At 77.5% G+C, this 26,269-nt stretch carries 20 protein-coding genes and 2 riboswitches; of the genes, 3 read left to right on the forward strand and 17 right to left on the reverse strand.

Annotation, left to right across the window (positions count from 1 at the left end; all coding sequences use genetic code 11):
• Positions 1-58: 58 nt before the first annotated feature.
• Genes BUE45_RS33175 through BUE45_RS03150 form a run of 3 tightly spaced genes read right to left on the reverse strand, consistent with a single transcriptional unit; the run spans position 59 to position 5,645 of the window.
• Positions 59-2,914: a bifunctional hydrogenobyrinic acid a,c-diamide synthase/histidinol phosphate aminotransferase CobBC gene (locus tag BUE45_RS33175; protein ID WP_245832787.1), complete on the reverse strand. Its 2,856-nt coding sequence runs from the start codon at positions 2,912-2,914 to the stop codon at positions 59-61.
• 17 nt (positions 2,915-2,931) lie between these two features.
• On the reverse strand, positions 2,932-3,546 hold the full coding sequence (gene cobO / locus BUE45_RS03145) for a cob(I)yrinic acid a,c-diamide adenosyltransferase (RefSeq protein WP_073374638.1): 615 nt from the start codon (positions 3,544-3,546) through the stop codon (positions 2,932-2,934).
• Positions 3,546-5,645, reverse strand: a complete 2,100-nt coding sequence (locus tag BUE45_RS03150) for a VWA domain-containing protein (RefSeq protein ID WP_073374639.1) — start codon at positions 5,643-5,645, stop codon at positions 3,546-3,548. Before BUE45_RS03150 ends, cobO begins: the two co-directional genes overlap by 1 nt.
• Before the next feature lie 45 nt (positions 5,646-5,690).
• A riboswitch (cobalamin riboswitch) is annotated at positions 5,691-5,773 on the reverse strand.
• A gap of 87 nt (positions 5,774-5,860) precedes the next feature.
• Here BUE45_RS03150 and cbiE point away from each other — a divergent pair.
• Positions 5,861-7,093 (forward strand): precorrin-6y C5,15-methyltransferase (decarboxylating) subunit CbiE, encoded by a 1,233-nt coding sequence (gene cbiE, locus BUE45_RS03155; RefSeq protein ID WP_073374641.1) that lies wholly within the window; start codon positions 5,861-5,863, stop codon positions 7,091-7,093.
• Positions 7,094-7,337: 244 nt separating this feature from the next.
• Here cbiE and cobM read toward each other — a convergent pair whose 3' ends face one another.
• From cobM to BUE45_RS03200, 9 genes are all read right to left on the reverse strand, one after another.
• Positions 7,338-8,111, reverse strand: coding sequence for a precorrin-4 C(11)-methyltransferase (gene cobM / locus BUE45_RS03160; RefSeq protein ID WP_073374643.1), 774 nt, complete (start codon positions 8,109-8,111; stop codon positions 7,338-7,340).
• Complete coding sequence (locus BUE45_RS03165) at positions 8,096-9,619, reverse strand: precorrin-2 C(20)-methyltransferase (protein ID WP_073374645.1); 1,524 nt, start codon at positions 9,617-9,619, stop codon at positions 8,096-8,098. Before BUE45_RS03165 ends, cobM begins: the two co-directional genes overlap by 16 nt.
• Positions 9,616-10,281 carry a precorrin-8X methylmutase gene (locus BUE45_RS03170; protein ID WP_073374648.1) on the reverse strand — a complete coding sequence of 222 codons (666 nt, stop codon included), beginning with the start codon at positions 10,279-10,281 and terminating at the stop codon, positions 9,616-9,618. The genes BUE45_RS03165 and BUE45_RS03170 overlap by 4 nt, the downstream gene beginning before the upstream one ends.
• Positions 10,278-11,156, reverse strand: a complete 879-nt coding sequence (locus BUE45_RS03175; protein ID WP_073374650.1) for a nitrite reductase — start codon at positions 11,154-11,156, stop codon at positions 10,278-10,280. The genes BUE45_RS03170 and BUE45_RS03175 overlap by 4 nt, the downstream gene beginning before the upstream one ends.
• Before the next feature lie 54 nt (positions 11,157-11,210).
• Positions 11,211-11,418, reverse strand: a riboswitch (cobalamin riboswitch).
• Positions 11,419-11,896: 478 nt separating this feature from the next.
• Complete coding sequence (locus BUE45_RS03180) at positions 11,897-12,721, reverse strand: ABC transporter permease (RefSeq protein ID WP_245832741.1); 825 nt, start codon at positions 12,719-12,721, stop codon at positions 11,897-11,899.
• On the reverse strand, positions 12,718-13,356 hold the full coding sequence (locus tag BUE45_RS32370) for an ABC transporter ATP-binding protein (RefSeq protein WP_245832743.1): 639 nt from the start codon (positions 13,354-13,356) through the stop codon (positions 12,718-12,720). The genes BUE45_RS03180 and BUE45_RS32370 overlap by 4 nt, the downstream gene beginning before the upstream one ends.
• 80 nt (positions 13,357-13,436) lie before the next feature.
• Complete coding sequence (locus BUE45_RS03190) at positions 13,437-15,659, reverse strand: polyprenyl synthetase family protein (RefSeq protein WP_178378430.1); 2,223 nt, start codon at positions 15,657-15,659, stop codon at positions 13,437-13,439.
• 273 nt (positions 15,660-15,932) lie between these two features.
• Positions 15,933-16,931 carry a helix-turn-helix domain-containing protein gene (locus BUE45_RS03195; RefSeq protein WP_073374652.1) on the reverse strand — a complete coding sequence of 333 codons (999 nt, stop codon included), beginning with the start codon at positions 16,929-16,931 and terminating at the stop codon, positions 15,933-15,935.
• A gap of 278 nt (positions 16,932-17,209) precedes the next feature.
• Entirely contained in the window at positions 17,210-17,950 is a 741-nt protein-coding gene (locus BUE45_RS03200; protein WP_073374654.1) for a PepSY domain-containing protein, read from the reverse strand.
• A 166-nt stretch (positions 17,951-18,116) separates the two neighbouring features.
• On the opposite strand from BUE45_RS03200, the gene BUE45_RS03205 reads away from it, so the two are divergent.
• Positions 18,117-18,785 (forward strand): response regulator transcription factor, encoded by a 669-nt coding sequence (locus BUE45_RS03205; protein WP_073374657.1) that lies wholly within the window; start codon positions 18,117-18,119, stop codon positions 18,783-18,785.
• Positions 18,782-20,155 carry a sensor histidine kinase gene (locus tag BUE45_RS03210; protein WP_073374658.1) on the forward strand — a complete coding sequence of 458 codons (1,374 nt, stop codon included), beginning with the start codon at positions 18,782-18,784 and terminating at the stop codon, positions 20,153-20,155. The genes BUE45_RS03205 and BUE45_RS03210 overlap by 4 nt, the downstream gene beginning before the upstream one ends.
• A 272-nt stretch (positions 20,156-20,427) precedes the next feature.
• On the opposite strand, the gene BUE45_RS03215 is transcribed toward BUE45_RS03210, so the two are convergent.
• From BUE45_RS03215 to BUE45_RS03235, 5 genes are all read right to left on the reverse strand, one after another.
• Positions 20,428-21,921, reverse strand: coding sequence for an aminopeptidase P family protein (locus BUE45_RS03215; RefSeq protein WP_073374660.1), 1,494 nt, complete (start codon positions 21,919-21,921; stop codon positions 20,428-20,430).
• A gap of 241 nt (positions 21,922-22,162) precedes the next feature.
• Positions 22,163-22,696: a GNAT family N-acetyltransferase gene (locus tag BUE45_RS03220; protein WP_073374662.1), complete on the reverse strand. Its 534-nt coding sequence runs from the start codon at positions 22,694-22,696 to the stop codon at positions 22,163-22,165.
• A 402-nt stretch (positions 22,697-23,098) separates the two neighbouring features.
• Entirely contained in the window at positions 23,099-24,022 is a 924-nt protein-coding gene (locus BUE45_RS03225) for an oxygenase MpaB family protein (protein WP_073374664.1), read from the reverse strand.
• Between the two features lie 156 nt (positions 24,023-24,178).
• Entirely contained in the window at positions 24,179-24,859 is a 681-nt protein-coding gene (locus BUE45_RS03230) for a response regulator (protein ID WP_073374666.1), read from the reverse strand.
• A complete protein-coding gene (locus BUE45_RS03235; protein ID WP_073374668.1) occupies positions 24,829-26,220 on the reverse strand; it encodes a sensor histidine kinase in 1,392 nt (463 codons plus the stop codon). The genes BUE45_RS03230 and BUE45_RS03235 overlap by 31 nt, the downstream gene beginning before the upstream one ends.
• Positions 26,221-26,269: the final 49 nt, after the last annotated feature.

Raw genomic sequence — 26,269 nt, forward strand, 5'->3', positions numbered from 1 at the left:
GCCCGGGCGGGCGGCACCGGCTGCCGGGCGCCGACGCCGCCCGGGGCGCGATCCGGGGTCAGGCGCGGGCGGTGAGGGCCGGCGCCGTCCGTCCCCCGGTGTCCCACCCCTCCAGGGCGGCCAGGAACCTCGCGGCGGTCTCGGGCGGGCGCACGGCCACCCGTACCCAGGAGGCGTCCAGGCCGGGGAAGGTGTCGGCCCGGCGGACCGCGATGCCCCGCCCGCGCAGATGGACGTGCCCGCCCTCCCCGACCCTGACCAGGACGAACGGGGCACGGGAGGGGACGAAGTCCGCCCCGGCGCGGCGCAGGCCCCCCTGGAGGGACCGGCGCCACCCGTCCAGGGCGCGGGCGCGCTCGGCCGCCTCGTCCGCGGCGCGCGGGTCCGCCGCGCAGGCGACCATGGCGGCGACGGCGGGAGCGGACACCGACCACGGTGTCTGGGCGCGGGCCAGCTCGCGGACGGCGGCCGGGTCGCCCACGGCGTACCCGGCCCGGATGCCGGGGATCGACCAGTGCTTGGTGAGGCTGCGCAGGACCACCACGCCCTCCAGCCGCTCCCCCGCGAGCGATCCGGGCTCGCCGGGCACGGCGTCCATGAAGGCCTCGTCCACGACGAGCAGGCGCCCGGGGCGGCGCAGGGCGCGCAGCGTGCGCGCGGGGTGCAGCACCCCGGTGGGGTTGGTGGGGTTGCCGACCACCACGAGGTCGGCGTCCTCGGGGACGGCCGCCGGGTCGAGGGCGAAGCCGTCCCGCGCGGGGCAGAGCACCGCCGTGACGCGGTGCCCGGCCTGTTCGAGGGCGGCGTGCGGCTCGGTGAACTGGGGGTGGACGACCACCGGCCGGTGCCAGGGCCGCAGCCGGGCCAGCAGCGTGAACGCCTCCGCCGCCCCGGCGGTGGGCAGGACGTCCGCGGGGTCGCGGCCGTGGCGGCGGGCGATCGCGGCGCGGGCGGGGCCGGCGTCGGGGTAGGCGGCGGCCCCGGCCAGGCCCGCGTGCAGCGCGCGGTCCAGCCAGTCGGGGCGCGGTCCCGCGTACACGTTGACGGCCAGGTCGAGCAGCCCCTCGCCGGTCTCGGCGTCGCCATGGTGGCGCAGTGGGTCCGCGGGGGCGCCGTGCAGCGGGGCCGCGCAGGAACCCGGGCCCTGCTGGCGGTCGCGGCGCGGGTCCACGAGGGCCGCGCGCCCGTGCGGGCCCGCGCGGAGCGGATCCGCGGAGCGGGGGCCGTCGCCGCCTTCCCCGGCATCCCCTTCCCCGGCGGTCGTGACGGCGGTGTTCCGGGTGTCCGCGGGCCCGTCGAGGCCGGTGGGACCGTGAGGGCGGGTGGGGCCGTCAGGGCCTGCGGGGTCGGCGAGGACTGCGGAGCCAGCAGGGCTGGCGGGGACATCGGGACCAGCAAGGTTGGCAGGATTGACGGGGTCAGCAAGGACGGCGAGGCCGTTAGGGCCTGCGGGGTCGGCGAGGCTAGCGGGGCCGGTGTGGTCAGCGAGGCCAGCGGGGCCCACTCCCCCGCCCGCCACTACCGCCCCGCCGCCGGGCGCGGTCCGGGGGGCGGGCCGCGCCGGGGCGGCGCCCGGGTGCGCCCCACCGACGGGAAGGGGGCGGGCTGCGACGGCCGCGGCGAAGCGGGCGGCGAGCCGGGGGTGCCCGGCCCAGTGGACGTGCAGGTAGGACGCGTGCAGGGTCGGCGAGGCGAACCCCTCCGCGGTCCCCTCGACCTCCCACGCCGGGCCGTCCGCCCCGGCCTGCGGGGTGATCCGGGTGCGGTGGAACTCGTGGCCCGTCACCCGCTCCCCCGCCCGGGTGAGCAGGGTGTCCCGCGGGGAGACGGCCTCGGGGTAGCGCAGGGTCAGCCGCTCGGTCATCCGCGCCTCGGCCGCCAGGACCCCGGCCATGGGCCGCCCGTCCAGGGACCGGGCGAGGTAGAGCAGGCCCGCGCACTCGGCGGCCGTCGGGACGCCGTCCAGCACCGCCTCCCGGAGTTCGGCGGCCAGGGCGCGGTTGGCGGACAGGGCGCCCGCGTACACCTCGGGGAAGCCGCCGCCGAGGTGGAGGCCGCGGGTCCCCGGCGGCAGCCCGGCGTCGGTGAGCGGGTCGAAGACCCGCACGTCGCACCCGGCGGCGCGGAGCAGCTCCTCGGTCTCGGCGTAGCGGAAGGTGAAGGCGCGCCCCCCGGCGACCGCCACCACCGGCCGCCCCCGCACCGGCTCCCCGACCTCGGCGGCCGGGTCCCAGGGCCCGGCGTCCAGGCCGGGTGCGGAGCGGGCCAGTTCCAGCACCGCGTCCAGGTCCACGTGGGCGGCGACGTGCTCGCCCAGCCGGGCCACCACCCGCTCCGACTCCTCCCGCTCGGCGGCCGGGACCAGGCCCAGGTGCCGGGAGGGGCGGGCGATCCGCTCGTCGTGGGGGACCACCCCCAGGACCGGCAGGCGGGTGGAGCGGACGATCTCCGCGGTGTTGCGCGCCGAACCGGCGCGGTTGAGGATCACGCCGGCGACCTGCACCGACGGGTCGTAGCCGGCCATGCCCGCCACCAGCGCGCCGACCGAGCGCGACATGCGGGACACGTCCACGACCAGCACCACCGGCGTCCGGGTGAGGGCTGCCACGTGCGCCGAGGAGGCGAACCCGTCCGTGCCGATCCGGCCGTCGTGCAGCCCCATCACGCCCTCCACGACGGCGGCGTCCGCGCCGCGCGCCCCGTGCAGGAGCAGCGGTACCACCCGGTGCTCCCCCACCAGGTGCGGGTCGAGGTTGCGGCCGGGCCGCCCGGTGGCCAGGGCGTGGTAGCCGGGGTCGATGTAGTCCGGGCCGACCTTGTGCCCGCTGACCGCGTGCCCGGCGGCGCGGAGCGCGGCCATGAGGCCGGTCGCGACCGTGGTCTTGCCCTGCCCCGTCATGGGCGCGGCGACCATGATCCGGGGCAGGGGTGTCACCACTCGATGCCCCGCTGCCCCTTGCGGCCCGCGTCCATGGGGTGCTTGACCTTGGTCATCTCGGTGACCAGGTCGGCGGCCTCCAGCAGCCGGGGGTCGGCGCGCCTTCCGGTGACGACCACGTGCTGTCGGCCGGGGCGGTCGCGCAGGGCCGCCACGACGTCCTCGGCGTCGACCCAGCCCCAGGTGATCGGGTAGGTGAACTCGTCGAGGATGAGCAGGTCGTGGCGCTGGTCGGCGAGGCGGCGCTTGATCTCCGCCCAGCCCTCGGCGGCGTCGGCCGCGTGGTCCTCGTCGCTGCCCCTGCGGCGGCTCCACGACCAGCCCGACCCCATCTTGTGCCACTCCACGGGGCCGCCCTCGCCGGTCTCCTCGTGGAGGCGGCCCAGGCGTTCGAGCACGGTCTGCTCGCCGATGCGCCACTTCGCGGACTTGACGAACTGGAACACCCCGATCCGCCAGCCCTGGTTCCAGGCGCGCAGGGCGAGCCCGAACGCGGCGGTGGACTTGCCCTTGCCGTCGCCGGTGTGGACGGCCAGCACCGGCTGGTTGCGGCGCTGGCGGGTGGTGAGGCCGTCGTCGGGGACGGCCGTCGGCTTGCCCTGGGGCATCAGGCGGCCCTCTCCTTCACCGCGGCGCCGAGTCCCTCGGCGCTGACCTCGGACACGGGCAGGTGGTCGGCCCCCAGGCGGCGGGCCAGGTCGGCGGCCAGCCCCAGCCGCAGCGGGCCGGACTCGCCGTCCACCACGACGGTGGTCACGCCCAGCCCGGCGACGTGGTCGGCGGCGCCGAACGCCCGGCCGACGGCGCCCGGGCCGCCGGTGGCGCGGCCGTCGGTGACCACGACCAGCAGGGGGCGGGTGCGCGGGTCGCGCAGCCGTTCGCGGCGCAGGACCCGGGCCGCCTCCAGCAGCCCCTCCGCCAGCGGGGTGCGCCCGCCCGCGGGCAGGCCGTCGAGGCGGGCGGCGGCGATGTCCACCGAGCGGGTGGGCGGCAGGACGAGTTCGGCGGCCCGGCCCCGGAAGGTGACCAGCCCGACCTTGTCGCGGCGGCGGTAGGCGTCCAGGAGCAGCGACAGGATCGCGGTCTTGACCTCGGTCATGCGCTTGCGCGCGGCCATGGACCCGGAGGCGTCCACGCAGAACAGCACCAGGTTGGTCTCCTGCCCCTCCCGGACGGCGACGCGCAGGTCGCGGGGGTGCAGGCGCAGGCGTCCGCCGTCCCGGGGGCGCAGCGCGGCGGCCCGGACGGTCTCCACGAGGTGGAGGGAGGAGCCCGTGCCGGGGCCGGGCGGGGCGGCGCCGACGCGGCGTCCGCGAGTGCCGGTGGCGCGGCTGCGCCGGCCGTCGGCCCCCTCGCCCGTCCCGCGCACGGTGAGCTTGCGCGTCCGGTAGGGCGCGGCGGCCCCGACCGGGGCGGCCCCGGGCGCGGGGGCGGGTGCCCGGGCGTCCGGTTCCGCGGGGGTCGCGGGGTCCGGGTCCGCGCCGTGGGAGGCCTCCGGCTCCGCAGGGCCGGGCCCGTCGGGGGTCCCCGGCGCGGGGCCGTCCTCGGCCGTGCCGGGGCTCTCCCCGGGCTCGGGGCCGGTGTCCGCGGGGTCCGCCGGGCCGGAGCCGCCGTCGCCCCCGTCGTCGGCGGGGCCGCCGTCCGGGCCGGGGGGCGGGGGGTCGGGCGGCGGGTCCTCCCCGCCCAGGATGCGGTCGAGGATCTCCTCGTCGATGCCGGGCGCGTCGAAGGGGTTGCGGCGCCGGCGGTGCGGCAGCGCCAGCAGGGCCGCGCGGCGGATGTCGGCGGAGGTGACCGAGGTGCGCCCCGCCCAGGCGGCGTGCGCGACGGCGGTACGGGCGGTGACGATGTCCGCGCGCAGGCCGTCCACCTCGTAGGCGGCGCAGACCTGGGCGATCTTCAGCAGGGCCGCCTCGGAGAGCAGGACCCGGCCCAGGCCGGCGCGGGCCCGCGCGATGCGCGCCGCGAGGGCCTCCTCGGCGGCGCGGTACCGCTCGGCGAAGGCGGCGGGGTCGGCGTCGTAGGCCATGCGCCGCCGGACCACCTCCACGCGCGCCGCGGGGTCGGCGGGCGCGGCGACCTCGACGGTGAGCCCGAACCGGTCCAGCAGCTGCGGGCGCAGCTCGCCCTCCTCCGGGTTCATCGTGCCGATGAGCAGGAAACGGGCCGCGTGCTCCACGGAGAAGCCGTCGCGCTCGACGGTGGCCCGGCCGGTCGCGGCGGCGTCCAGCAGGAGGTCGACCAGGTGGTCGTGCAGCAGGTTGACCTCGTCGACGTAGAGCAGGCCCCGGTGGGCGCGGGCCAGCAGCCCGGGTTCGTAGGAGACCTTGCCGTGGGTGAGGGCCTGCTCCAGGTGCAGCGACCCCAGGACCCGGTCCTCGGTGGCGCCCACGGGCAGCTCGACCAGCCGGACCGGGCGGGCCTCCACCGGGACGCCGGTGCCGAAGGGGCCGTCGGGCGACTCCTGGGCGGGGTCGTCGGGGTCGGTGGAGAACCGGTCTCCGCGGTGCACGCGGACCGGGGGCAGCAGGGAGGCAAGGGCGCGGACCGCCGTGGACTTGGCGGTGCCCTTCTCCCCGCGGACCAGGACTCCCCCGATCTCGGGGGACACGCTGGCCAGGACCAGGGCGAGGCCGAGGTCGTCCAGGGGTTCGGCGTCGCAGCCGACGATCGCCGAGAAGGGGTAGTGCGATGGACGCGATGGCATGGGAGGCTCCCGCTCGTTTCGCCATGGGTCTGACGGATGCGGGGCCGGTCTTCGGACTTGCCGGGTCCCCCCTTCGGGGGCCCGGTTCACCGCAGCGGGCCTGTGCCGGACTCTCACCGGTCTTCCCAGATTCTCCCCGGCCGCCCGTCCCACCGTTTCCGATGGTGGGGAGGCCGGAGCACCTCGCACCAGGGACCGACGATAGCGTCCGTCCCATGAGCACCGACACCCGCCCCGTCCCTGAGCCCCGTATCACCGTCGTCGGCGTCGGCGCCGACGGCTGGCCCGGGGTGCCCGGGCGGCTGCGCCGGACGGTACTGGAGGCGGAGGTCGTGCTGGGCGGGCGCCGGCACCTGGCCCTGCTGCCCGAGCGCGCCGGGCAGCGCCGCGAGGTGTGGCCCTCCCCCCTGCGGGAGGGGCTGGCGGCCCTGCTCGCCTCCTGCCCCGACCGCGGCGTGGTGGCGCTGGCCTCGGGCGACCCGCTGGTGTCCGGCGTGGCCACCACGCTCATCGACCTGCTGGGCGCGGAGGCGGTGCGGGTGGAGCCGGCCCTGTCCTCGGTGGCCCTGGCCCGGGCGCGGATGGGCTGGCCCGCGGAGCGGTGCGCGGTGGTGACCCTGGTCGGGCGCGACCCCCGGCTGCTGCTGCGGTGGCTGTCCCCCGGGCAGCGGCTGCTGGTGCTGTCCTCCGACGCGGGCACCCCCGCGCTCGCCGCCGCGCTGCTGTCCGGCGCCGGGTACGGGGACAGCCGGATGACCGTGCTCGGGGACCTGGGAGCGGACACGGAGTCGCGGCTGGAGTGCACGGCCGGGGACTGGCCGCGGGTGGACCCCGCGTCGGTGCCCGCGCTGCACGTCCTTGCGGTGGAGGCGGCCGGGCCGCCCGGGTACGGGCTGGCGGCGGGCCTGCCGGACGGGGCCTACGAGCACGACGGGCAGCTCACCAAGCGGGACCTGCGCGCCGCCGCGCTGGCCCGGCTGGCGCCCGCGCCGGGGCTGCACCTGTGGGACGTGGGCGCGGGTGCGGGGTCGGTGGGGATCGAGTGGATGCGCGCGCACCCCGCGTGCACGGCCACGGCGGTGGAGGCCGACGCCGGCCGGGCCGCGCGGATCGGCCGCAACGCGGGGCGCCTGGGCGTGCCGGGGCTGGAGGTGGTCGCCGGGCGCGCGCCGGAGGCGCTGGAGGGGCTGCCCGCGCCCGACGCGGTGTTCGTCGGCGGCGGGGCGACCCAGCCCGGCGTGCTGGAGTCCTGTGCGGGGGCGCTGCGGCCCGGCGGCCGGCTGGTGGTGCACGGGGTGACCCTGGAGACGGAGCGGCTGCTGTCCGAGGCGCACCGCGACCGCGGCGGGGAGCTGACCCGGATCGCCGTCGAGACGGCGGCGCCGGTGGGCGGGTTCACCGGGTGGACGCCCGCGCGCACGGTCACCCAGTGGTCCTGGACGCGCTGAGGTCCCGGGCCCCTGGAATCCACTCCCGGCGGTGCGGCCCCGGGGCCGCCGGTGCGGGCGTGCCCGGCGGGTACCCCCGCGCGGTGCGGCGCCCGCGTCGGGAGGGCGCCCCACCGGGGGGTGCGGCCCGCGCCCGAGGACGGGAGCTGTTTCCCGGCGGCCTCTCGCCGGACGACGCGTGCAGGCGCCACCCGAAGGCCCTGCCCGCGTATGCGGGGCGGCGCGGTGCCGGCTGCCTCCGTGCTCAGGGCTCCCGGGCGGGCCCGGGGCGCGGCCGGTCCGGGGCGTAGAGGTAGGACTCCCCGCCGCCGCCCGGGTCCAGCGCCCGGCCCACGAGGATGACGGCGGCCTGGCGGAACCCGGCCTCCTCCACCCGGTCGGCGATGTCGGCGACGGTCCCGCGCAGCAGCGCCTCCCCGGGCTGGGAGGCCCGGTGGACGACGACCACGGGGCAGTCCGCGCCGTAGTCCGGCGCGACCTCCTCCATGAGCGCCCGGACCCGGGTGACCGCCAGGTGGAGCACCAGGGTGGCCCGGGTGGCGGCGAACGCGGCCAGGGACTCCGTCTCCGGCATGGCCGTGGAGCGGGCCCGGGTGCGGGTGAGCACCACCGACTGCGCGACCAGGGGCACGGTCAGCTCGCGTCCGGCCAGGGCCGCCGCCGCCGCGTAGGCGGGCACCCCGGGGGTGACGTCCCAGGGCACGCCGTGCGCGTCCAGCCTGCGGGCCTGCTCGGCGAGGGCGGAGTACAGGGAGGGGTCGCCCGAGGTCAGGCGCACGACGTCGTGCCCGGCCCGGTGCGCGCCGACCAGGCGGTCGGTGATGGCGTCCAGGTCCAGGCCCTGGGTGTCCACGAGGTCGGCGCCGGGGGCGCAGTGGGACAGCACCTGCGGGTCCAGGTAGGTGCCGGGGTAGAGCACCACGTCGGCCGCGCCGAGCATGCGGGTGGCGCGCACGGTGAGCAGGTCCGCGGCGCCGGGGCCCGCCCCCACGAAGTGGACGGTCACGGCCGCACCCACCGGGGGGTCCAGACCCGGCCCGACGCGGAGACCCGGGTGCCGGACGCGCCGACGATGAGCAGGCAGCGCATGTCGACGGCGGCGGGGTCCAGGGCGGCCAGGGTGGTCACCTCCAGCGCCTCCCCCGCGCGCCCCACGTCCCGGCCCACCACGACCACCGTGTCCGGGTCGCGGTGCTCCAGCAGGACGCGGCGCGCGGTGGCGATCTGCTCGGTGCGCGAGCGCGAGGCGGGGTTGTACAGGGCCAGGGCCATGTCGGCGTCGGCGACGGCGCGCAGGCGGTGCTCGACGACCTTCCACGGCTTGAGGCGGTCCGACAGGCTCATGACGGCGAAGTCCCCGCCGACGGGGGCGCCCGCGCGGGCGGCGACGGCCTGCACCGCGCTCACGCCGGGCACCACGCGCACGGGCACGTCGCGGTACCGGGGGTCCTCGGCGGCCTCGAACACGGCGGTGGCCATGCCGAAGATCCCGGCGTCGCCGCCCGAGACGACGGCGACGCGCCCGCCGCCGGCGGCCAGGTCCAGGGCGTGGCGGGCGCGGTCGAGTTCGACGGTGTTGCCCGAGGCGTGGCGGGTGAGCCCGGGGCGCTGCGGGACCCGGGCGACGTAGGGCCCGTAGCCCACCACGTGGTCCACGCCGGCCAGGGCCTCCCGGGCCTCGGGGGTGAGCCAGTGGTCGGGGCCGGGCCCCAGGCCGACGACCAGCAGCTCGGCGGCCGGGCCCGCGGGCCGGGGGGCCGCGGGCGCCGCGGCGCGGTCCCTGGCGCGCTCGCGCGAGCGGGTCCCGTTGCGGCTGTCGCCGGGGACCAGGACGAGCGAGAAGTACGGGACCGTGCCGGGGTCGACCTCGGCGGCCGGGAGGCGGCGCTCGCCCTCCATGGAGGCGCGCTCCACGTACACGGCGTGCTCCAGCCGCCCGGCGGCGGCCAGGGCGCGGCGCACGGCGGGGAAGGTCCGGCCGAGCTTCATGACGACGGCGGCGTCGGTCTCCGCCAGGCGGCGGGCCAGCTCGGGTTCGGGCAGGGTGCCGGGCAGGACGGTGAGCACGTCCGTCTGCCGGGCCAGGGGGGAGGCCGCCGCGGCGGTGGCCGCGGCGAAGGCCGGGACCCCGGGCACGACCTCGGTCTCGTAGCGCCCGGCCAGGCGGTCGTGCATGTACATGTAGGACCCGTAGAACAGCGGGTCTCCCTCGGAGAGCAGGACGACGTCGCGCCCGGCGTCCAGGTGGGCGGCCAGCCGGGCGGCGGACTCCTCGTAGAAGTCGGCGAGCGCGCCCTCGTAGCCGCCCGGGTGGTCGGCGGTGCCGGTGGTCACCGGGTAGGCGAGCGGCTCCAGGACCGCGGCCGGCGGGATGAGGGCGGCGGCGATGCGGCGGGCGTTGGAGTCCTTCCCGGCCGCGTGGTGGTAGGCGACGACGTCGGCCGCCGCGATGAGCCGCGCGGCCTTCAGGGTGATCAGCTCGGGGTCGCCGGGACCGACGCCGACACCGTGGAACCTGCCGTTCACTCGTCCTCCTTGGCGAGGGCGTTGAGGGCCGAGGCGGCCATCGCGGATCCGCCCCGGCGACCGCGGGCGAGCACGTAGGGGATGTCGATCCCGTGGCGTGCGGCGAACTCCTCCAGGGCCTGCTTGGACTCGGCCGCGCCGACGAACCCGACCGGGCAGCCGACGATCGCGGCGGGGCGCGGGGCGCCGTCGGCCAGCATCTCCAGCAGGTGGAACAGGGCGGTGGGCGCGTTGCCGAAGGCGACCACGGCGCCCTCCAGCCGGGGCTCCCACAGGGAGACCGCGGCGGCGGAGCGGGTGGTGCCCCAGCGGCGGGCCAGCTCGGGGACCCGCTCGTCGCCCAGCAGGCACAGGACGTCGTTGTCGGCGGGCAGGCGGGCTCGGGTGACCCCGGTGGAGACCATCGTCGCGTCGCACAGGACCGGCGCGCCCGCGCGCAGGGCGGAGCGGGCCGCGCCGACCAGGCCCGGGTGGACCACCAGGTCGGCGGCGAGGTCGACCTGCCCGGTGCCGTGGATCATCCGCACCGCCAGGCGCTCGGCGTCGGCGGGCAGGTGGCCCAGGGACGCCTCGGCGCGGATGGTCGCGAAGGAGTCCGTGTAGATCGCGGGGCCGTCGTCGATGTAGTCGTAGTGCCGGTTCGGCCGGCGGGGGGCGCTCACCGCGCCTCCCCGGGGACGACCACGCCGCGCCAGGGCGTGACGACCAGCTCGTCGCCGCCCGCGGCGCGGACCCGCCCGGCCAGGGCTTGGGCGGCGGCGGTGTCCAGGCCCTCCGGCGGGACGGGGACGTGGTGCCCGCCGCCGGGGAGCGGGCCGTAGGGGGGCGGCGGGGCGGGGGCGGGCAGGCGCGGGTCGGCCGGCTCCGGTGCGCACAGCGGCGCGGGCAGCTCGGCGACGTGCCAGGGGGCGGCGGGGCCGTCGCCGCGCCGTTCCAGGAAGGCGTCGGCCAGGCGCACGAGGGCGTCGGCGGCCCCGGCCAGGGGCACCGCGGGACCGTGGAGGCCGCCGGCCCGGAGCCGGGCGGTCTCCCCGTCGAGCGCGGTGAGGCCCAGGTCGCAGGGGCGCTCCACCAGGTCGCCGCGCCCGTCGTCGAGGACGAAGAGGAAGCGGCCGGGCAGGGCGGCGCGGTGCGGTGCCGCGCACAGGGCGGCGTCCAGCGCGGCGGCGACGGGGCGCAGGTCGGCGCGTCCCCCGGACAGGCCGGTGAGCGGGGAGGCCATGATGTTGCGGACGAGTTCGTGGGAGCGCGAGGGCAGCAGGCCGGTGGCCTCCAGGGCCCGGAGCGCGCCGGGGTCCAGCCGGCCGTCCCGGCCGGGCAGCGCGCGCACCTGGAGGTTGGCGCGGCCGGTGACGTGGACGCGGCCGGAGCCGTACTCCCGGGCGACGGCCGCCAGGGCCGTCAGGGAGCGGACGGGCAGGCGGCCTCCGACGAGGCGGAGCCGGACCAGCAGGCCGTCGTCGGCGGGCCAGGGTCTGAGGACACCGGGGCAGCGGTCGCGCCGGGTCCGGGGCGCGGAGGCGTCCGCGGGGAACATGCACGTCCTTCGGCTCGGGAGCCCGTACGCGGGGCCCGCGGGTGGTCCGGCGGTCCGTCACCGCCGGTGCCAGCAGGTCTTCGGACTCGGGTTCGACCGGTACGGGGCGCCTTCCCGGGGCGCGTGCGCCCCAGTGGCCGCCCGGGACGCGAAACCCCGGGACGTGCCCGCCCGTCACCCTCACCGCTGCGCGTCAGTCCCGGATTCGCACCGGGTTCCCTGCCCCACGAAGTGGAGTACGACTGGCCCGAAGAGCGTACAACGTCCGCCTTCGGCCCCGACCAGCGGACTTGGCTTCCCGCGCGGGGGCGCGGGCCGCCGCCCGCACGGGCGCGTTCGCGCAGGAGGGGGCCGTTCCGCCCGCTACCCGACCGCGCCCGGCGAACGCGGAGGCGGCATCCCCGGGCCCCGGCGGTCCCGACCGTGCGGACGTGGGGGCTGCTGGGACTGCGGGGACTGCGGGGACTGCGGGGACTGCGGGGACTGCGGGGACTGCGGGGACTGCGGGACACCAACGCGTTCCCACCACCCCGTCGTTCCCGCGCGGGGGCGACCGGAGGCGGGCGCCACCCCCGCCCGCTCCCCCACCGCGCCGCGCGGATACGGGAGCGGCGGTCCCGGCGGCGTCGACCCCGACCGTGCGGACGTGGGGGCGGCCGGGCGCGGACGCGCCCTCCGCCCTTTCTCCGCGCCGCGCGGGCGCGGCGGCGGGGTGCGTCCGCACCCCGCCGGGGGCGGGCTCAGGCGGGTCCGGCCGGTTCGGGCTCCCGCCGTCGCGCGGGGGCCGGGACGGCGGCGGAGCGGCGGCGGTCCCGGGTGCGCAGCCGGAAGGCGACGGCGGCCACCAGCACCGCTCCCCCGAACCACAGCGGCCCCAGCAGCAGGTGCGCGGCCGGCAGCGTCCCCCCGAAGCCCGCCGCCACCGCCGTCTGCATGGTCCCGTAGGTCGGCAGGAAGACCATCACCCCGCTGTCCGAGGCCGGGTTGGACACCGGGTTCTGGAGCCCCATGTCGATGATCGACAGCATGATGATGCAGAACATGCCCTCCAGCTCGCCCCGCAGCACCGACGCCAGCATCACCCCGATCCCCCCGAAGGCCAGGGCCGCGCCCAGCAGCGACAGCCACAGCACCACGGGGCGCTCGGGCGACCAGTAGAGGTGGATGACCGCCACCGCGTAGGCGCACACCAGGGCGGACGCGGCGAGCAGGGCGGTCAGCTTGGCGGCCAGCAGGTGGGCGCGGGGGTACCCCGCCACCGCCAGGCGCTCGTCGAACTCCGCCGACCGGAACGTGACGACGAACATCATGAACCCGACGATCAGCGTCACCGCGTTGGCCGCCCCGGAGATCTTGCTGACGTGGTTGCCGTCGACGACGAGGGTCTCGTCGGTGGCGCGCAGCAGGAACGGCACGTCGGCGTCGGCGATCACCAGGTAGACCAGGGTGATCCAGACCGGGATGAAGAACACCACCAGCAGCAGGGCGAGCCGGTTGCGCAGGTGCTCCACGAGGGCGTACCGGGTGGCGGTGGTGTAGCGGGTCCAGGCGCGTCGCACGGTCACACACCCGCCTTGTCGGGGGAGGCCGCCCGGGCCTCCTCCGCCAGCACCCCGCCCCGCATGCGCCACAGCACGTCGAAGCGGGCGGTGTCGAAGGCGATGTGGGAGACGACGAGGACGGAGCGGCCCCCGCGGGCCAGCCCCGCCGCCAGCTCCCAGAAGCGCTCGTAGGTCTCCCAGTCGAACCCCTGGTAGGGCTCGTCCAGCAGCAGGAGCGGCGGGTCGTGCATGAGGGCGATCGTGAGGTTCAGCTTCTGGCGGGTGCCGCCGCTGAGCGTGCCCACCGGCTCGTCGAGGTAGGCGGCGTAGTTGAGCTCCTCGGTGAGCCCGTGCGCGCGGTCCAGGGAGGGCAGGTCGTAGGCGACCTGGAAGAAGCGCAGGTGCTGGGCGACGGTGAAGGCCGGGTTGAGGACCGGCCGCTGGGGGCAGTAGCCGACGCCGTCGGGGTGCTCGACGGTGCCCCGGTCCGGGGACAGGCGGCCGGCGAGGATGCGCAGGAGGGTGGACTTGCCCGCCCCGTTCTCCCCCACCACCCCGGCCAGGCACCCCGGGGGGACGCTCATGTCGATGCCGCGCAGCACGGCGCGGCGCCCGTAGGACTTCTGGACTCCGGTGACCGTCAGGGTGGTCGTGGGCACGGCGGGGGACCTCCGTCGGTGTCGGGGCGGGGGAACGGGGAGGGGCGGCGGCCCGGGTGCGGCCGCGGGGCCCGCGGGGGTCACTCCGGCTCCCGGTGGGCCGCGTAGGCGCCCAGGGCGCGGATGTGCACGGCGGTCCAGCTGGCGGGCAGGAGGTCCCGCAGGGGCTCCCAGGCGGCCGAGACCAGGTGCGCGGCCTCCTCCTCGCAGGCGGCGACGGCCCCGCACCCCTCCAGCTCCCCCACCGCGGAGGCGATGGCGCCCCGGTCCTCGCAGCCGTCCCGGACGGTCTCCCAGATCCGCCGCACCCGCTCCGGGGGCAGGAGCGCCACGGCGTGGGCCAGCGGCATGGTGGCCTTGCCCGCGCGCAGGTCCTCGGCGGTGTGCTTGGTGCGCTCGCTGGCGCCCGAGGAGGAGGGGGCGGTGACGCCCCGCAGGTCCATGACGTCGTCGCTGATCTGGTACGCGAGGCCGACGGCCTCGAAGTAGTCGCCCAGGGCCCGGACCAGGGCGTCGTCCGCTCCCGCGATGCGGGCGCCGATCTCGGCCACCCCCCGGACGGGGGCCGCCGTCTTGAGGCGGTGCACGGTGCGGATGCGCTCCAGCAGCGGCCCGGCGTCGCCGGTGGCGACCGCCCGGTCCATGGCCGGCCGGTGCCCGGCGATGTCCAGGGCCTGCCCGGCGTGGCCCGCGCGCAGCGCCCACAGGTAGGTCCGGTAGACCCGCAGCCGCAGCGCGTCGTCGTCGGGCAGCACCTCGTCGAAGACCCGGTCGAACGCGAAGTAGGCGGCGGTCCCCGCGTTGATGGCGGCGGGGGCGCCGAACACCGTGTGCGCCGCCGGGCGCCCCCGGCGCAGCGGCGAGCCGTCCTGGACGTCGTCGACCACCAGGCAGCCGGTGTGGAGCAGCTCGGTGGCGGCCAGCAGGGGCCGGTAGGGCTCGACGTCCCCGCCGCACAGCTCGATCGCCGCCACGGCCACGTAGGAGCGCCAGCTCTTGCCCAGGCCCTCGGTGGCGTGGCGCATCGGCTCGATGAGGGAGGCGTGCAGGTCGTCCGCGGAGCCGGGGTAGAACCGCTCGGGGCGGTCCTCGCACCCGGCGGCGCTCAGCGGGGTGTCCCGCGGGAGCGCGGGGTAGAGGCGGTCGATCTCCTCCAGGGTGGTGTCGCGGATCCGGGTGACGTACCGCTCGAAGTCGCCGATCCTGTTGTCGGGGAACTCCTCCCACACGCCGTGGCCGCGCACCCGCCGGCCGGCCAGGGCGCCCTCGGCGTCGACGTGCGCGCAGAGCATGCCCGGTCCCAGGACCAGGGAGCGGATCTCCTGCCGCGGGAACCAGGAGCGCACGGACAGGCTCAGGCCCAGGTCGGGGGCCTGCACCTCCCAGGCGGTCGGATAGGTGTTGAGGCTGGACAGGGAGGTCCAGGGGTCCCGGGTGAGCACCCGGGCGGGGGCCGCCACCGGCTCCCCCTCGGGTGAGACGGCCACGACGGTGGCCCCCGCGGCGCCGTCGGGGCCGGTGCGGTGGACCTCCAGCTCCCAGCCGTCGTCCAGGCGCAGCCCCGCCCAAGACCACGCCGGGGCGTCGGCCGGCGCGGAGCGGTCGGCGCGGTGCCAGGGCTCGGCGTCGATGTGCTCGTACCAGCCGTCGCCGGCGACCGGCTCCTCCCGCCCGCGGTCGCGGACCACGCCGCGCGCCTCCAGGCGCGGGACGGTGTGGACGCGGGTGCCGGCGGCGTCCGCCGGGGACCACCGGCCGGCGCCGGGCCGGGACCTGCTCAGCGCGGGTTTGCCCGGGGTGAGCAGGAGGGAGAAGCCGTTCTCGCCGTCGGCCTCGACGACGTGGCCGGCGCCCTGCGCCCGGAGCCGGGCCACCCCGAAGTCGAGGTCCAGGCGGTCGCCTCCGGTGCGCACGGGGGCCGGCAGGACGCGGTCGGGGTGCAGGTCCCCCTCCCGCAGCAGGGTCTCCGCCAGGGCCGTGCGGACGCGGGGGTCGGTGCCCGGGTCCGCGGCGGCGGCCGCGCGGAGGAGGTCCAGGCAGCCCCGGTCCATCCAGGCCTCGACGCGGTGGTCCTCGGCAGGGCCGCTGCGGGCCCACAGCACGGCGTGGGAGTCCGCCAGGCCCGGCTCCGGGCCGGCGGCGCGGTGCCTCAGGAAGGCCGCCACGAGGCCGACCGGGCCGGCACCGGTCCGCACCCGGGCGGTGAACCACCACCACTCCGCGCCGCCGCGCCGCACCGGTGCGGCCTCCCCCGGGAGCACGGCCGCGGAGGTCCGCGCCGGCTGCACCGACGTGTGAATCATGTCCGCCCCTGTCCACGGCCCCGCGGCCGCGCCTCGGCCCCGGCGCGCGAAAAGCGGGGACCGGGGCCTTTTCCTCATGACAGTGGGATGTTAGGGCAGGGAGAGCCGCCGCTACCGGCGTTTCCGCAAAGGGACGCGGCGCCATTCCGGGGTCCGGGGAAGCACTCCGGAAAGAGAATCACAAAGGACGCATAATCTCCGCCGAAAAGTCCGGTGGAAAGCTTTTTCGCCCTCTAGGGGACCAAGGTCCGCCCCTGTGCGGGGCGGGGGCGGTCACGGGCGGCCGGGCGCCGTCCCGGCCCCGTGCAGCGCCCCGTGCCGGTAGTCCCGGGGCGCCTGCCCGTACGCCCGGCGGAAGGTCCGGCTGAACGCCTCCGGCTGCGGGAAGCCGCAGCGCGCGGCGATCCGGTGGATCGGCACCGACGCGAGGGCGGGGTCGGCCAGCAGGCCGCGCACCCGCTCCAGGCGCCGCTCGCGGACCCACGCCGCCACGGTGCGCCCCTCCTCCTGGAAGAGCCGGTGCAGGTAGCCGACCGAGATGTGGTGGGCCGCGGCGATCGTCCCCGGCGACAGGTCCGGGTCGTGCAGGTTGCGCCGGACGAAGTCACGGACCTCCAGGACCAGGGAGCGCCGCCGGCTCTCCGGCTCCAGCGCCTCCTCCGCCTCCAGGGCCTGCGCGAACAGCGCGGCGACCAGGTCGGCCACGGCCGTCCCCAGCCGCGGGCCGTCGCCTCCGCGGTAGGGCCCGGGCTCCTCGGTGAGGCCGGTGAGCATGCCGGTCAGCAGTCCGCCGATGCCCTCGCGGCCCGCCAGGCGGCGCCCGGCGAGGCGGTCGGTGTGGGCGCGGGGCAGCGGCAGCAGGTGCCGGGGCAGCTCGACGCCCGTGCACACCACCGGGCCCGCGTCGTTCCACGCGGTCAGCTCGAAGGGGCGGGAGGTGTCGATGACGTGCAGGTCGCCGGGGCCGTAGGCGGCCTCGGCCGCGTTCTGGACGTTGACCATGCGCCCCTGCTGCACGAGGCAGAGGTTGTAGGTGCCGGGGTCGGCGCGGTCGATGAGGGCCTCGGTGCGCCGCAGCACGGCGGGGCGCAGGGCCATGTTCCACACCCGCACCTCGCCCAGGTGGAGGTCGCGCTGGAACATGCCGAAGTCGGCGGGTTCGCGGCCGGTCAGCTCCATGGGCGCCGCGGGGACGGTGTACAGCAGCTCGCGGCAGAACTCGTGGCGGTCCGCCGCGTCGATCGTGCCGGTGTCGAACTCGCTCGCGATCACTCGTCACCCTCCTCCGGCCGCCTCCCCGGGGGAGGCCGGGCCCGGTCCGCCGTCGTGGCCGCAGCCTAGGACACCCGTCTTTCAGCGGGCTTTCGCCCCGCGCCCCGGCACCCCGGCGGTACAGCGGCACGACGGCACGGCGCCCCAGTGCCCCAGCGGTACAGCGGCACGACGGCACGGCGTCCCAGTGCCCCAGCGGCACGGCGGCACGACGGCACGGCGCCGCCCGCGCCGCTGGACGCGGGGCGCGGGCGGGGTCGGTCCCGGGGCGGCGGGGGTCAGTCGTCCTCGCGGACGTCGACGACGGAGCCGGACAGGTCGACGATGACGTCGTACTCGCGGCCGTCGGCGCCGCGCACCTCGACGTCCCAGACCTGGTGGCCGTCCTCGTCGTCGCGGTCCACGTCCGCGGCGCGGGCGCCCTCGCCCACGGCCGCCTCGGCGGCGGCGGCCACGGCGTCGCGGTCGGCCTCGCCGCCGGTGCCGGAGTTGTCCCAGGGGGCGGGCCCGCCCTCGGGGTCGCGCAGGTTCAGGCCGTTGACGGTGTAGACGTCGGCGTCGTCGCGCTCGCCGCCGTCGTCCTCCTCGTAGCGGACGCCGAGGGTGACCTCGGTGCCCTCCAGCCCGCGCAGCTCCTCCAGCAGGGGGGCCGCGGTGCCGTCGCCGTCGTAGTCCTCCAGCACCGGGTCGGTGAGCAGCCACTCCTCGGGACCGAAGTCCACGTCCACCCCGGCCACGGACCAGTCGTCGTGGTCGCGGTCCCGGTCCTGGTCGTCATCGGCGCGGAGTTCGCCGGTGAGCTGTTCGAGCCCCTCGACGGGGCGGGTGGCGGCGGCCTCGCCCCCGCCGCCCTCGGCCGGGGCGTTCGCCGCGGTGGTCCCGGAGGTGAAGCCGCTGAGGCTGATCGGGCGGACGCTCTGCTCGGGGTCGTCGAGCAGCAGGTAGCCGCCGACCGCGCCGACCGCGAGCAGTCCGGCGGCGGCGGAGGTGGAGAGGAGGATCGTGGTGCGCTTCTGCATCGGGGTGTCCTTACCCGTGGAGGTCCGGTGTGATGTCTCCAGCATGGATCGGCGGGATGATGGGGCCCTGAGCGCCACCTGAAGGCCGCCTTCAGGTTCCGCTCAGGGACGGCTCAGCGCTCGCTGGGAGGCTGGGGCCCACGACGGGGAGAGGGGCGGCGGGGGCGTGGCGATTCTGGTGGTGGAGGACGAGGAGGGCATCGTCTCCTTCGTGAGGCGCGGGCTGGAGAGCGCCGGGCACCGGGTGCTGGTGGCCTCCGACGGCGTCGACGGGCTGGCCATGGCCCTGTCCGACGACGTGGAGCTGGTGGTCCTGGACCTGGGCCTGCCGGGCATCCCGGGCGAGGAGGTGCTGCGCCGGCTGCGCCGGCGCCGCCCCTCGGTGCCGGTGATCGTGCTGACCGCCAAGGACGGCGTGAGCGACCGGGTCGCGAACCTGGACGCGGGTGCCGACGACTACATGGTCAAGCCCTTCAGCGTGAGCGAGCTGCTGGCGCGGGTGCGCGCCCGGCTGCGCACCGGCGGTCAGGAGCGCGGCGACGTGCTGGCCGCCGGGGGGATCGAGCTGGACCTGGGGGCGCGCACCGCGTCGGTGGCCGGGGCCACCGTCACCCTGTCCGCGCGCGAGTTCGCCCTGCTGGAGGTGCTGGTGCGCCACCCCGGGCAGGTGTTCTCCCAGCCCCAGCTGCTGGACCGGGTGTGGGGCTACGACTTCGACGGGGCGTCGAACGTGGTCGAGGTGTACGTCAGCCAGCTGCGCCGCAAGCTGGGCGCGCGGCGGATCGTGACGGTGCGCGGGGTCGGCTACCGGCTCGACGACGGCGGTGGCCGGTGAACCTCACCGCCCGGGTCGTCCTGCGGGCCCTGCTGGTCATGGCACTGGTGATCGGCGGGGTCGCCCTGCTCACCTACGAGCTGGTGCGGGTCTCGGGCCGCGCCGACGTGGACCGGCTGCTGCGGGAGGAATCGGAGCTGGTGGGCGACGCGCTGGGGAGCCGGCTGCCCGAGGTCGCCGGCCTGGACGGGGTAGTGTCGGGCCCGGAGGCGGAGCGGGCGGCGCGGCAGGCGCTGGCGACGCGGCCCAGCGGGGCGCGGCACGTCACGCTGGTCTCGGCGGGCGGGGCGCGGTTGCAGAGCACCGGCGGGCCGGGGGCGGTGGCGTCCCTGATGAGCGGCCCCGACGCGCCGCCGGTCGAGCCGGGGTCGCTGCGCACGGTGGAGGGCCCCGCCGGCGCGCTGCGCGTCCTGGACACCGCGGTCGTCGACGGGGACGGCGCGCAGGTGTCGGTGGTGACGGTGGCGGCGTCGCTGGAGCCCTCGCGGGACGCGGCCGGCGCGGTACTGGCGAGCGTGGGGGCGGCGGGCGCGGTGGGCCTGGCCGGGGGCGGACTGCTGCTGTGGGCGGTGGTGCGGCGCACCCTGCGGCCGGTGCGGGAGGTGTCGGCGGCGGCCCAGGCGGTCTCGCCCGGCGACCTGGCGGCGCGCGTGCCCGTCCCCGCGTCCCGGGACGAGATCGCCGAGCTGGCCGGGGAGATCAACGGCATGCTGGACCGGATCGAGGGCGCCGACGCCGACCGGCGCCGCTACCTGGCGGCGATCTCGCACGAGGTGCGCACCCCGCTGGCGGTCGCCGAGGGGCACCTGGAGCTGCTGGGCGGGCCGGAGGCGCAGATCGTGCGCGCCGAGCTGGTGCGGCTGCGGCGGGTGCTGGAGGACCTGATGGCGGTGGCGCGCGGCGGCGACGAGATCGACGCCGAGCGCGGGCCGGTGTTCCTGCCCGACCTGTTCGACGAGGTGCGCTCCCGGGCGGGGGTGCTGCCCGAGCGGGAGGCGGTCGCGGTGGCCGACCCGCCGCCGGAGGTCCTCCTGGGCGACCAGGCCCGGCTGGAGCAGTGCCTGGCCAACCTGGTCGGCAACGCGCTGGACCACAACCCGCCCGGGACCCGGGTGGAGGTGTCGGCGCACGGCACGGCGCGGGAGGTGGCGCTGGTGGTGTCCGACAACGGGCCGGGGATCGACCCGGGGGTGCTGCCGCGCGTGTTCGAGCCGTTCGTGACCACCCGCGCGGGCGGGGGCGGGCGGATCGCCGGCCTGGGCCTGTCGGTGGTCCACTCGCTGGTGGCCGCCCAGGGCGGCAGGGTGGACCTGGACAGCGGCCCGGGCGGCACGTCGGTGACCATCACCCTGCCCCGGGCCACCGCCTGACCCGTGCCGCGGCCCCGCGGCCGGAGCGAGGGCGGGGGGCGCGGCCCGTGTCCGGGAGGGGAGCGCGCGCCCGCGCGGCGGCGGAGCCGTCCGGCGGCGGGCGTCCCACGGGGTACCCGGGTTCACGGAGGTGCACGGCCACGCGCCGCCGCGGCGCGCGTTCGCGGAGTCCGGGCGCGTGGCCGTCCCGGTCGGGACGGGGCTCGCGAAAGGAGCCGGCCCGCCCTCCCGCGGTGCGGGGGACGGGCCGGCGGGCCGGTGCGGGGCGGCGGCTACGCGCGCGGCAGGCGCTCGGCCAGCCAGGCCTCGACCTCGGCGGAGGAGCGCGGCAGGCCCGCCGACAGGACGGTGCGCCCGTCCCCGGTGACCAGGACGTCGTCCTCGATGCGCACGCCGATGCCGCGCAGCTCCTCGGGGACGGTGGTGTCGTCGGGCTGGAAGTACAGGCCGGGCTCGACGGTGAGGACCATGCCGGGCTTCAGGTCGCCGTACAGGTGGACCTCCTGGCGGGAGACCGCGCAGTCGTGCACGTCCAGGCCGAGCATGTGGCCGGTGCCGTGCAGCGTGTAGCGGCGCTGGAGGCCCAGCTCCAGGACGCGGTCCACCGGCCCCTCCAGCAGGCCCCACTCGATCAGGCCCTCGGCCAGCGCCCGCTGGGAGGCCTGGTGGAAGGCGATGAACGGGGCGCCGGGCGCGACGGCCGCGATCCCGGCCTCCTGGGCGGCGTACACCAGGTCGTAGACCTTGCGCTGGACGTCGGTGAAGGTGCCCGAGACCGGCATGGTGCGGGTGACGTCGGCGGTGTACAGGGAGGTGGTCTCCACGCCGGCGTCGAGCAGCAGCAGGTCGCCGTCGCGGACGGGGCCGTCGTTGCGGGTCCAGTGCAGGGTGGTGGCGTTGGCGCCGGAGGCGGCGATGGTGCCGTAGCCGACGTCGTTGCCCTCCACCCGGGCGCGCAGGAAGAACGTGCCCTCGATGAACCGCTCGGAGGTGTCCTTGGCCTGCGGCAGGGTCCTGGCGACGTCCTCGAAGCCGCGGACGGTGGCGTCGACGGCCAGCTGGAGCTGGGCGACCTCCCACTCGTCCTTGACCAGGCGGTGGTCGGCCAGGACGACGCCCAGCTCCTCGTCCAGGGCGGCGGACTTGGCGCGGGCCTCCTCGTCGGCGTCCCCGCGCACCTCGTCGACGACGGCGTCGAGCGCGGCGTCGTGGCCGCGGACGACGCGCACGGCGGTGTCGGTGGCGAGCAGGGCGTCGGCGAGCGTGGTGACGTCGGCGGTGGCCACGCCGAAGAGGTCGGCGGCCTCGGAGAGGCTGTTGCGGCGGCCGGTCCACAGCTCGCCGTACCCGCCGAGCCAGAACTCGCCGTTCTCGCGGTTCGAGCGGGGCTTGAGGTAGAGCACGGAGTCGTGGCCGCCGTCGGCGCGCGGGGTGAGGACCAGGCAGCCGCCGTCGGAGGTGTCGCCGGTGAGGTAGGCGTAGTCGGAGGCGGCGCGGAACGGGTACTCGGTGTCGTTGGAGCGGGTGAGCAGCTGTCCGGCCGGCACGACCAGGCGCTCGCCGGGGAAGGCGGCGCTCACGGCGGCGCGGCGGCGGGCGGTGTGCCCGGCCTGCTCGATGGGCTCCAGGTCGCGGCGCTCGGTGTCGGCCCACCCGGTGCTCATCCACGCGGCGAGCTCGTCGGACACCGACTGCGCCTGGCCGTTCTTGCGTGGCGTGAACACGAAGGTGCTCGTGTCGGATCCGGGGCGCTGCTGCTCGCTCACGTCGTGACTCTCCTCGTCGCGGTCGTCATGGGGTGGCCGGGTCGGCCGCTGCGGGTCGGCGGCCGGTCGGGACCGCTGGTGGCGGCCCCGCCGCCCATCGTACGGGGGCGGGCGTTGGGGCGGCCGTGCCGCGGACATAGCGAACCCCATAACGCGCGGGCACGCCGGGCGCCACCCCCGCTACCTGCGTCGTCGCAGGTGGGAACGTGTCCGCGGGGGTCGGACCCGGGTCCGGCCCGGGTCAGAGCGAGCGCTCGAAGGGGATGGCCCGGGGGTAGGGCAGGTCGTCGATGGCGGCGGGGTCGGTCCAGCGGTAGCCGATGCGCTCGTACAGGGCGACGGCCTCGGGCTGGTTGGGGCCGGTGAACAGGATGACGCCGCGGTAGCCCAGGTCCCGGGCGGTGTCCTCCAGGGCGGCCATGACCGTGCGGCCCAGCCCGCGCCGCCGGTGGCGCGCCGAGGTCCAGATGCGCTTGAACTCGGCGGTGTCGGGGCGCTCGGCGCCGCGGGGCCGGTAGGGGCGCAGGGCTCCCCCGGCGACGACCTCGCCGCCGATCTCGGCGAGGACGACCCGGCCGTGGGGCGCGGCGAACTCCGAGATGGGGTACCGGGACAGCTCGGCGGCGGCGCCCTCGGCGCCGTAGCGCTCGGTGTACTCCTCCAGCAGGCCGTCGAGCAGGCCGCGCACCCGGGGGTCGTCGTGGCGGACGGTGTGCACGCGCACGCCCGCCGTGTCCGTCGCCCCCGCCGCGCCCTCGGTCCGCGTCCGCGTCATCGGTGCTCCCCCTCCCCGGGGCGCCCGGCGGGCGCCCGCCGGGAATGCTACCGACAGGGCGGACCGCCCCGCCACGCGTCGAAGGTCACCCCCGGGGGGCGGAATCCGCCGGGATGCGCCGTGCCCCGGAACCGGGAGGCCGCCGCCCGCGCAGGGGCCCGAAGCCTGTCCGGCGGACGCCCCTCTCCCCGCCCCGCATCGCATGCACACAGGGCCCGCCGCCCGCCCGCCGCCCGGCCCTCTTCCCCGGCCAGGCCGTGCACACGGTCCGAAGCCTGTCCGGCGGGCGCCGCCGCCCACGCGAAACCCGCTGTGGAACCGGTCCCCGCTACCCCCGCGCACGGCGCCCCGACCAGGCGCGCGGGCCCTCCGCGGGGCCGTGGGTGCGGGCCGCGGGCGGGTTCACGCCCGGGCGGCGGCGCCCGCATCGTCGGGGGCGCGGAAGCGGGTGCGCGAGCGCAGCGCGCGGAACCCGTTCTCCACCCGGTACCCGGCGGCCAGGAGCCGTTCGCGGGCCTGCTCCGCGCTGCGGACGGTGGCCTCGTCGAAGACGAGGTTGTAGTACCGCTCGGGCACGGCCTCCAGGCCCGCGCGCAGCAGGCGCAGCGCGGCGGTGGCCGCGGCCTCCTGGCCCGGGACCTCGGGCAGGACACCGTACTCGCGGCGCGCCCAGGCGGGCAGGACGGCGTAGGACAGGGCGCCGACCGGGAACCACAGGGGGCGCAGCGGGGCCAGCGCGGACAGGTGCTCGGGCACCGCGGGCCACAGCAGGAACCGGACCGCCCGGCGTGCCTCGGGGGTGGCGCGCAGGGCGGGCCGCACCGCGGCGAGGTAGCGGCGCATGTCCGCGACCGAGCGCGGGACGTCGTCGCGGGACAGGCCCACGTAGGCGGCGGTGGCGGACTGCTCGTCCAGGTAGCGGTCGCACTCGGCGGGGGTCAGGGGCACCCCGGCGCGCACCGCGGTCTCCAGGTAGGAGGCCACCTCGGCGCAGTGCACCCACACCAGCAGGTCGCGCTCGTCGACGCGGTGGCGGCGGCCGGTGGCGGGGTCGGTGAACGCCAGGGCGGCGTGGACGCGGCGGATGTGCGCGCCCAGCCGGTCGGCCTCCTCCGGGGAGCCGTAGGTGGTGACGGCGACGAAGTGGGCGGTGCGCAGCAGCCGCCCGGTGGGGTCGACGCGAAAGTCCGACCGCTGCCACACGCCCTGCATCGCCACCGGGTGCAGGGCCTGGAGCATGAGGGCGCGCACCCCCGCCACCCACATGGCGCGGTCCAGGTGCACGGCCCAGGTGACGCTCTCGGGGGCGGCGACGGTCGGTCTCATCGGCTCTCCTCCGGGGCGGCGCGCGGGGGGTACGGCACCCGGCCCGCCGGGCCGGGGACGCCCGCACGACCACGATACGTCGGCCCTCGGCGGGCCCCGCGGCGCCCCGGCCCGGAGCCGCCGGAGGCGGGGCCGCCGGTGGTCGGGCGCTCCCGGTCAGTGGCCGCGCAGGTAGGCCAGGACCGCCTGGACGCGGCGGTGCACGTCCTCGTCGGGCGGCAGGTCGAGCTTGGCGAGGATGTTGCCCACGTGCTTGCCGACGGCGGCGTCGCTGACCACCAGGCGGCGGGCGATCGAGCCGTTGGAGTGCCCCTCGGCCATCAGCGCCAGGACCTCGCGCTCGCGCGGGGTGAGCCGCTCCAGGGGGTCGGAGCGGCGGCGCAGCAGCTGGCGGACCACCTCGGGGTCGACGAACGTGGCGCCCTCCACCACCCGGCGCAGCACCGAGGCGAACTCGCGCACGTCGCCCACCCGCTGCTTGAGCAGGTAGCCCACGCCTCGGCCCTCGCCGGAGTCGAGCAGGTCGGAGGCGTAGCTGAGCTCGACGTACTGGCTGAGGGCCACCACCGCCAGGCCGGTGTGGCGGCGGCGCAGCTCCACGGCGGCACGCAGCCCCTCGTCGGTGAAGTCGGGGGGCATGCGGATGTCGGTGACGACCAGGCCCGGACGGAATTCGTCCACGGCCCGGAGCAGGGCGTCCCCGTCGCCGACGGCGGCCACCACGGGGAACCCGAAGCGCTCCAGCACGCCCACCAGGCCCTCCCGCAGCAGCACGCCGTCCTCGGCGAGCACGGTGGGGACGGGCGTCACCTCGGTTCCGTCCGGTCGATCGTGCACGGCAGCTCCACGCGGATGCGGGTGGGACCCCCCTGGGGGCTGGACAGGTCCATTGTGCCGCCCATGACGGACACCCGGTCGCGCATCCCGGTCAGGCCGCTGCCGCGGGCCGGATCGGCGCCGCCGGGGCCGTAGTCGGTGACCTCCACCACCAGGGCCTCGCCGCCGGGGCGGGGCGCCAGGGAGGCGTGCACGGTGGCGGCGTTGGCCTCGGTGTGCTTGTAGACGTTGGTGAGCGCCTCGGCGACCACGAAGTAGGCGGTGCCCTCCACGTGGGAGGGGAGCCTGCGGGGCAGGTCGGCCTCGACGGTGACGGGGACCGGCGAGTGGTCGGCCAGCTCCCCCAGGGCGGCGGGCAGGCCGCGGTCGGTGAGCACGCGCGGGTGGATGCCGCGGACGAGTTCGCGCAGTTCGGTGATCAGGTCGTCGGCCTTGCGCTGGGCGGCGGACAGGCGGCGGTCGGCCTCCGAGCCCTCGTCGACGTCCAGCCGGGCCATGCCCAGGTCCATGTTGAGGGCCACCAGCCGCTGCTGGGCCCCGTCGTGCAGGTCGCGCTCGATGCGGCGGCGCTCGTACTCGAAGGCGTCGACCAGGCGGGCCCGGGAGTGGGTGACCTCGGTGAGTTCGGCGCGCAGCTCCTCCTTGGGCGGGCCGACCAGCAGGGCGCGGCCCAGGACGCCGTGGCCGTAGGAGGTGAGGCCGCTCAGGTAGACGGCGACCAGCAGGGCCACCGGGGAGAGCAGGGTCAGCGGCAGCGCCTCCTCGACGGTGGTGGCGGTGACGAATCCCAGGCTGATCTGGGAGCCGGGGGCGTCCTGGACCAGGAGCGGGCCCAGCATCAGCACGACGGCGAAGGCCACCAGCGCGCCCCCGACCGTGAGCAGGGAGAAGGAGATGAGCGGGAGCAGGAACAGGTAGGCGACCTCGCGCCAGGTGGCGGCCTCGGTGTACCGGGTCCGGGCCCAGCCCCACAGCCCGGGCGGGGGCACGCGGTGGCCGCTGTCGGCGGGGCCGGGCGAGACCAGGCGCAGGCGGCGGCGCTCCACCGCCCCCAGCGGCAGGGCCAGCAGCGGGCCGAAGCAGACGACCATGCACAGCCCGGCCAGGATGCCGAAGACCAGCAGGAACACCCGCTGGTTGGAACCCGTGGGCGGGTCCACCAGGGCGACGGCGACCATCAGCCAGGGCGCGTACAGCGGGAAGGCGAGCATCATGGCGATCACGCCGGTCACCACCGTGGTGACGGAGAAGGCGAGGGCCCGCAGCGACCAGAGAGAGAAGGGGAAGCGGGGGCGGGCCATCGCCCGGAGGAGGTCTGCTGGGGCGCCCGGGGGGCGCTGCCGTACGGTGCCTGTGGTCATGGCTCCACGTTAGGAAGCTAAGACGCCCAGCGGAATCCGCCCGGCCACC

Origin of the sequence: Nocardiopsis flavescens (assembly GCF_900141985.1) — a bacterium.
GTDB classification, from domain to species: domain Bacteria; phylum Actinomycetota; class Actinomycetes; order Streptosporangiales; family Streptosporangiaceae; genus Nocardiopsis; species Nocardiopsis flavescens.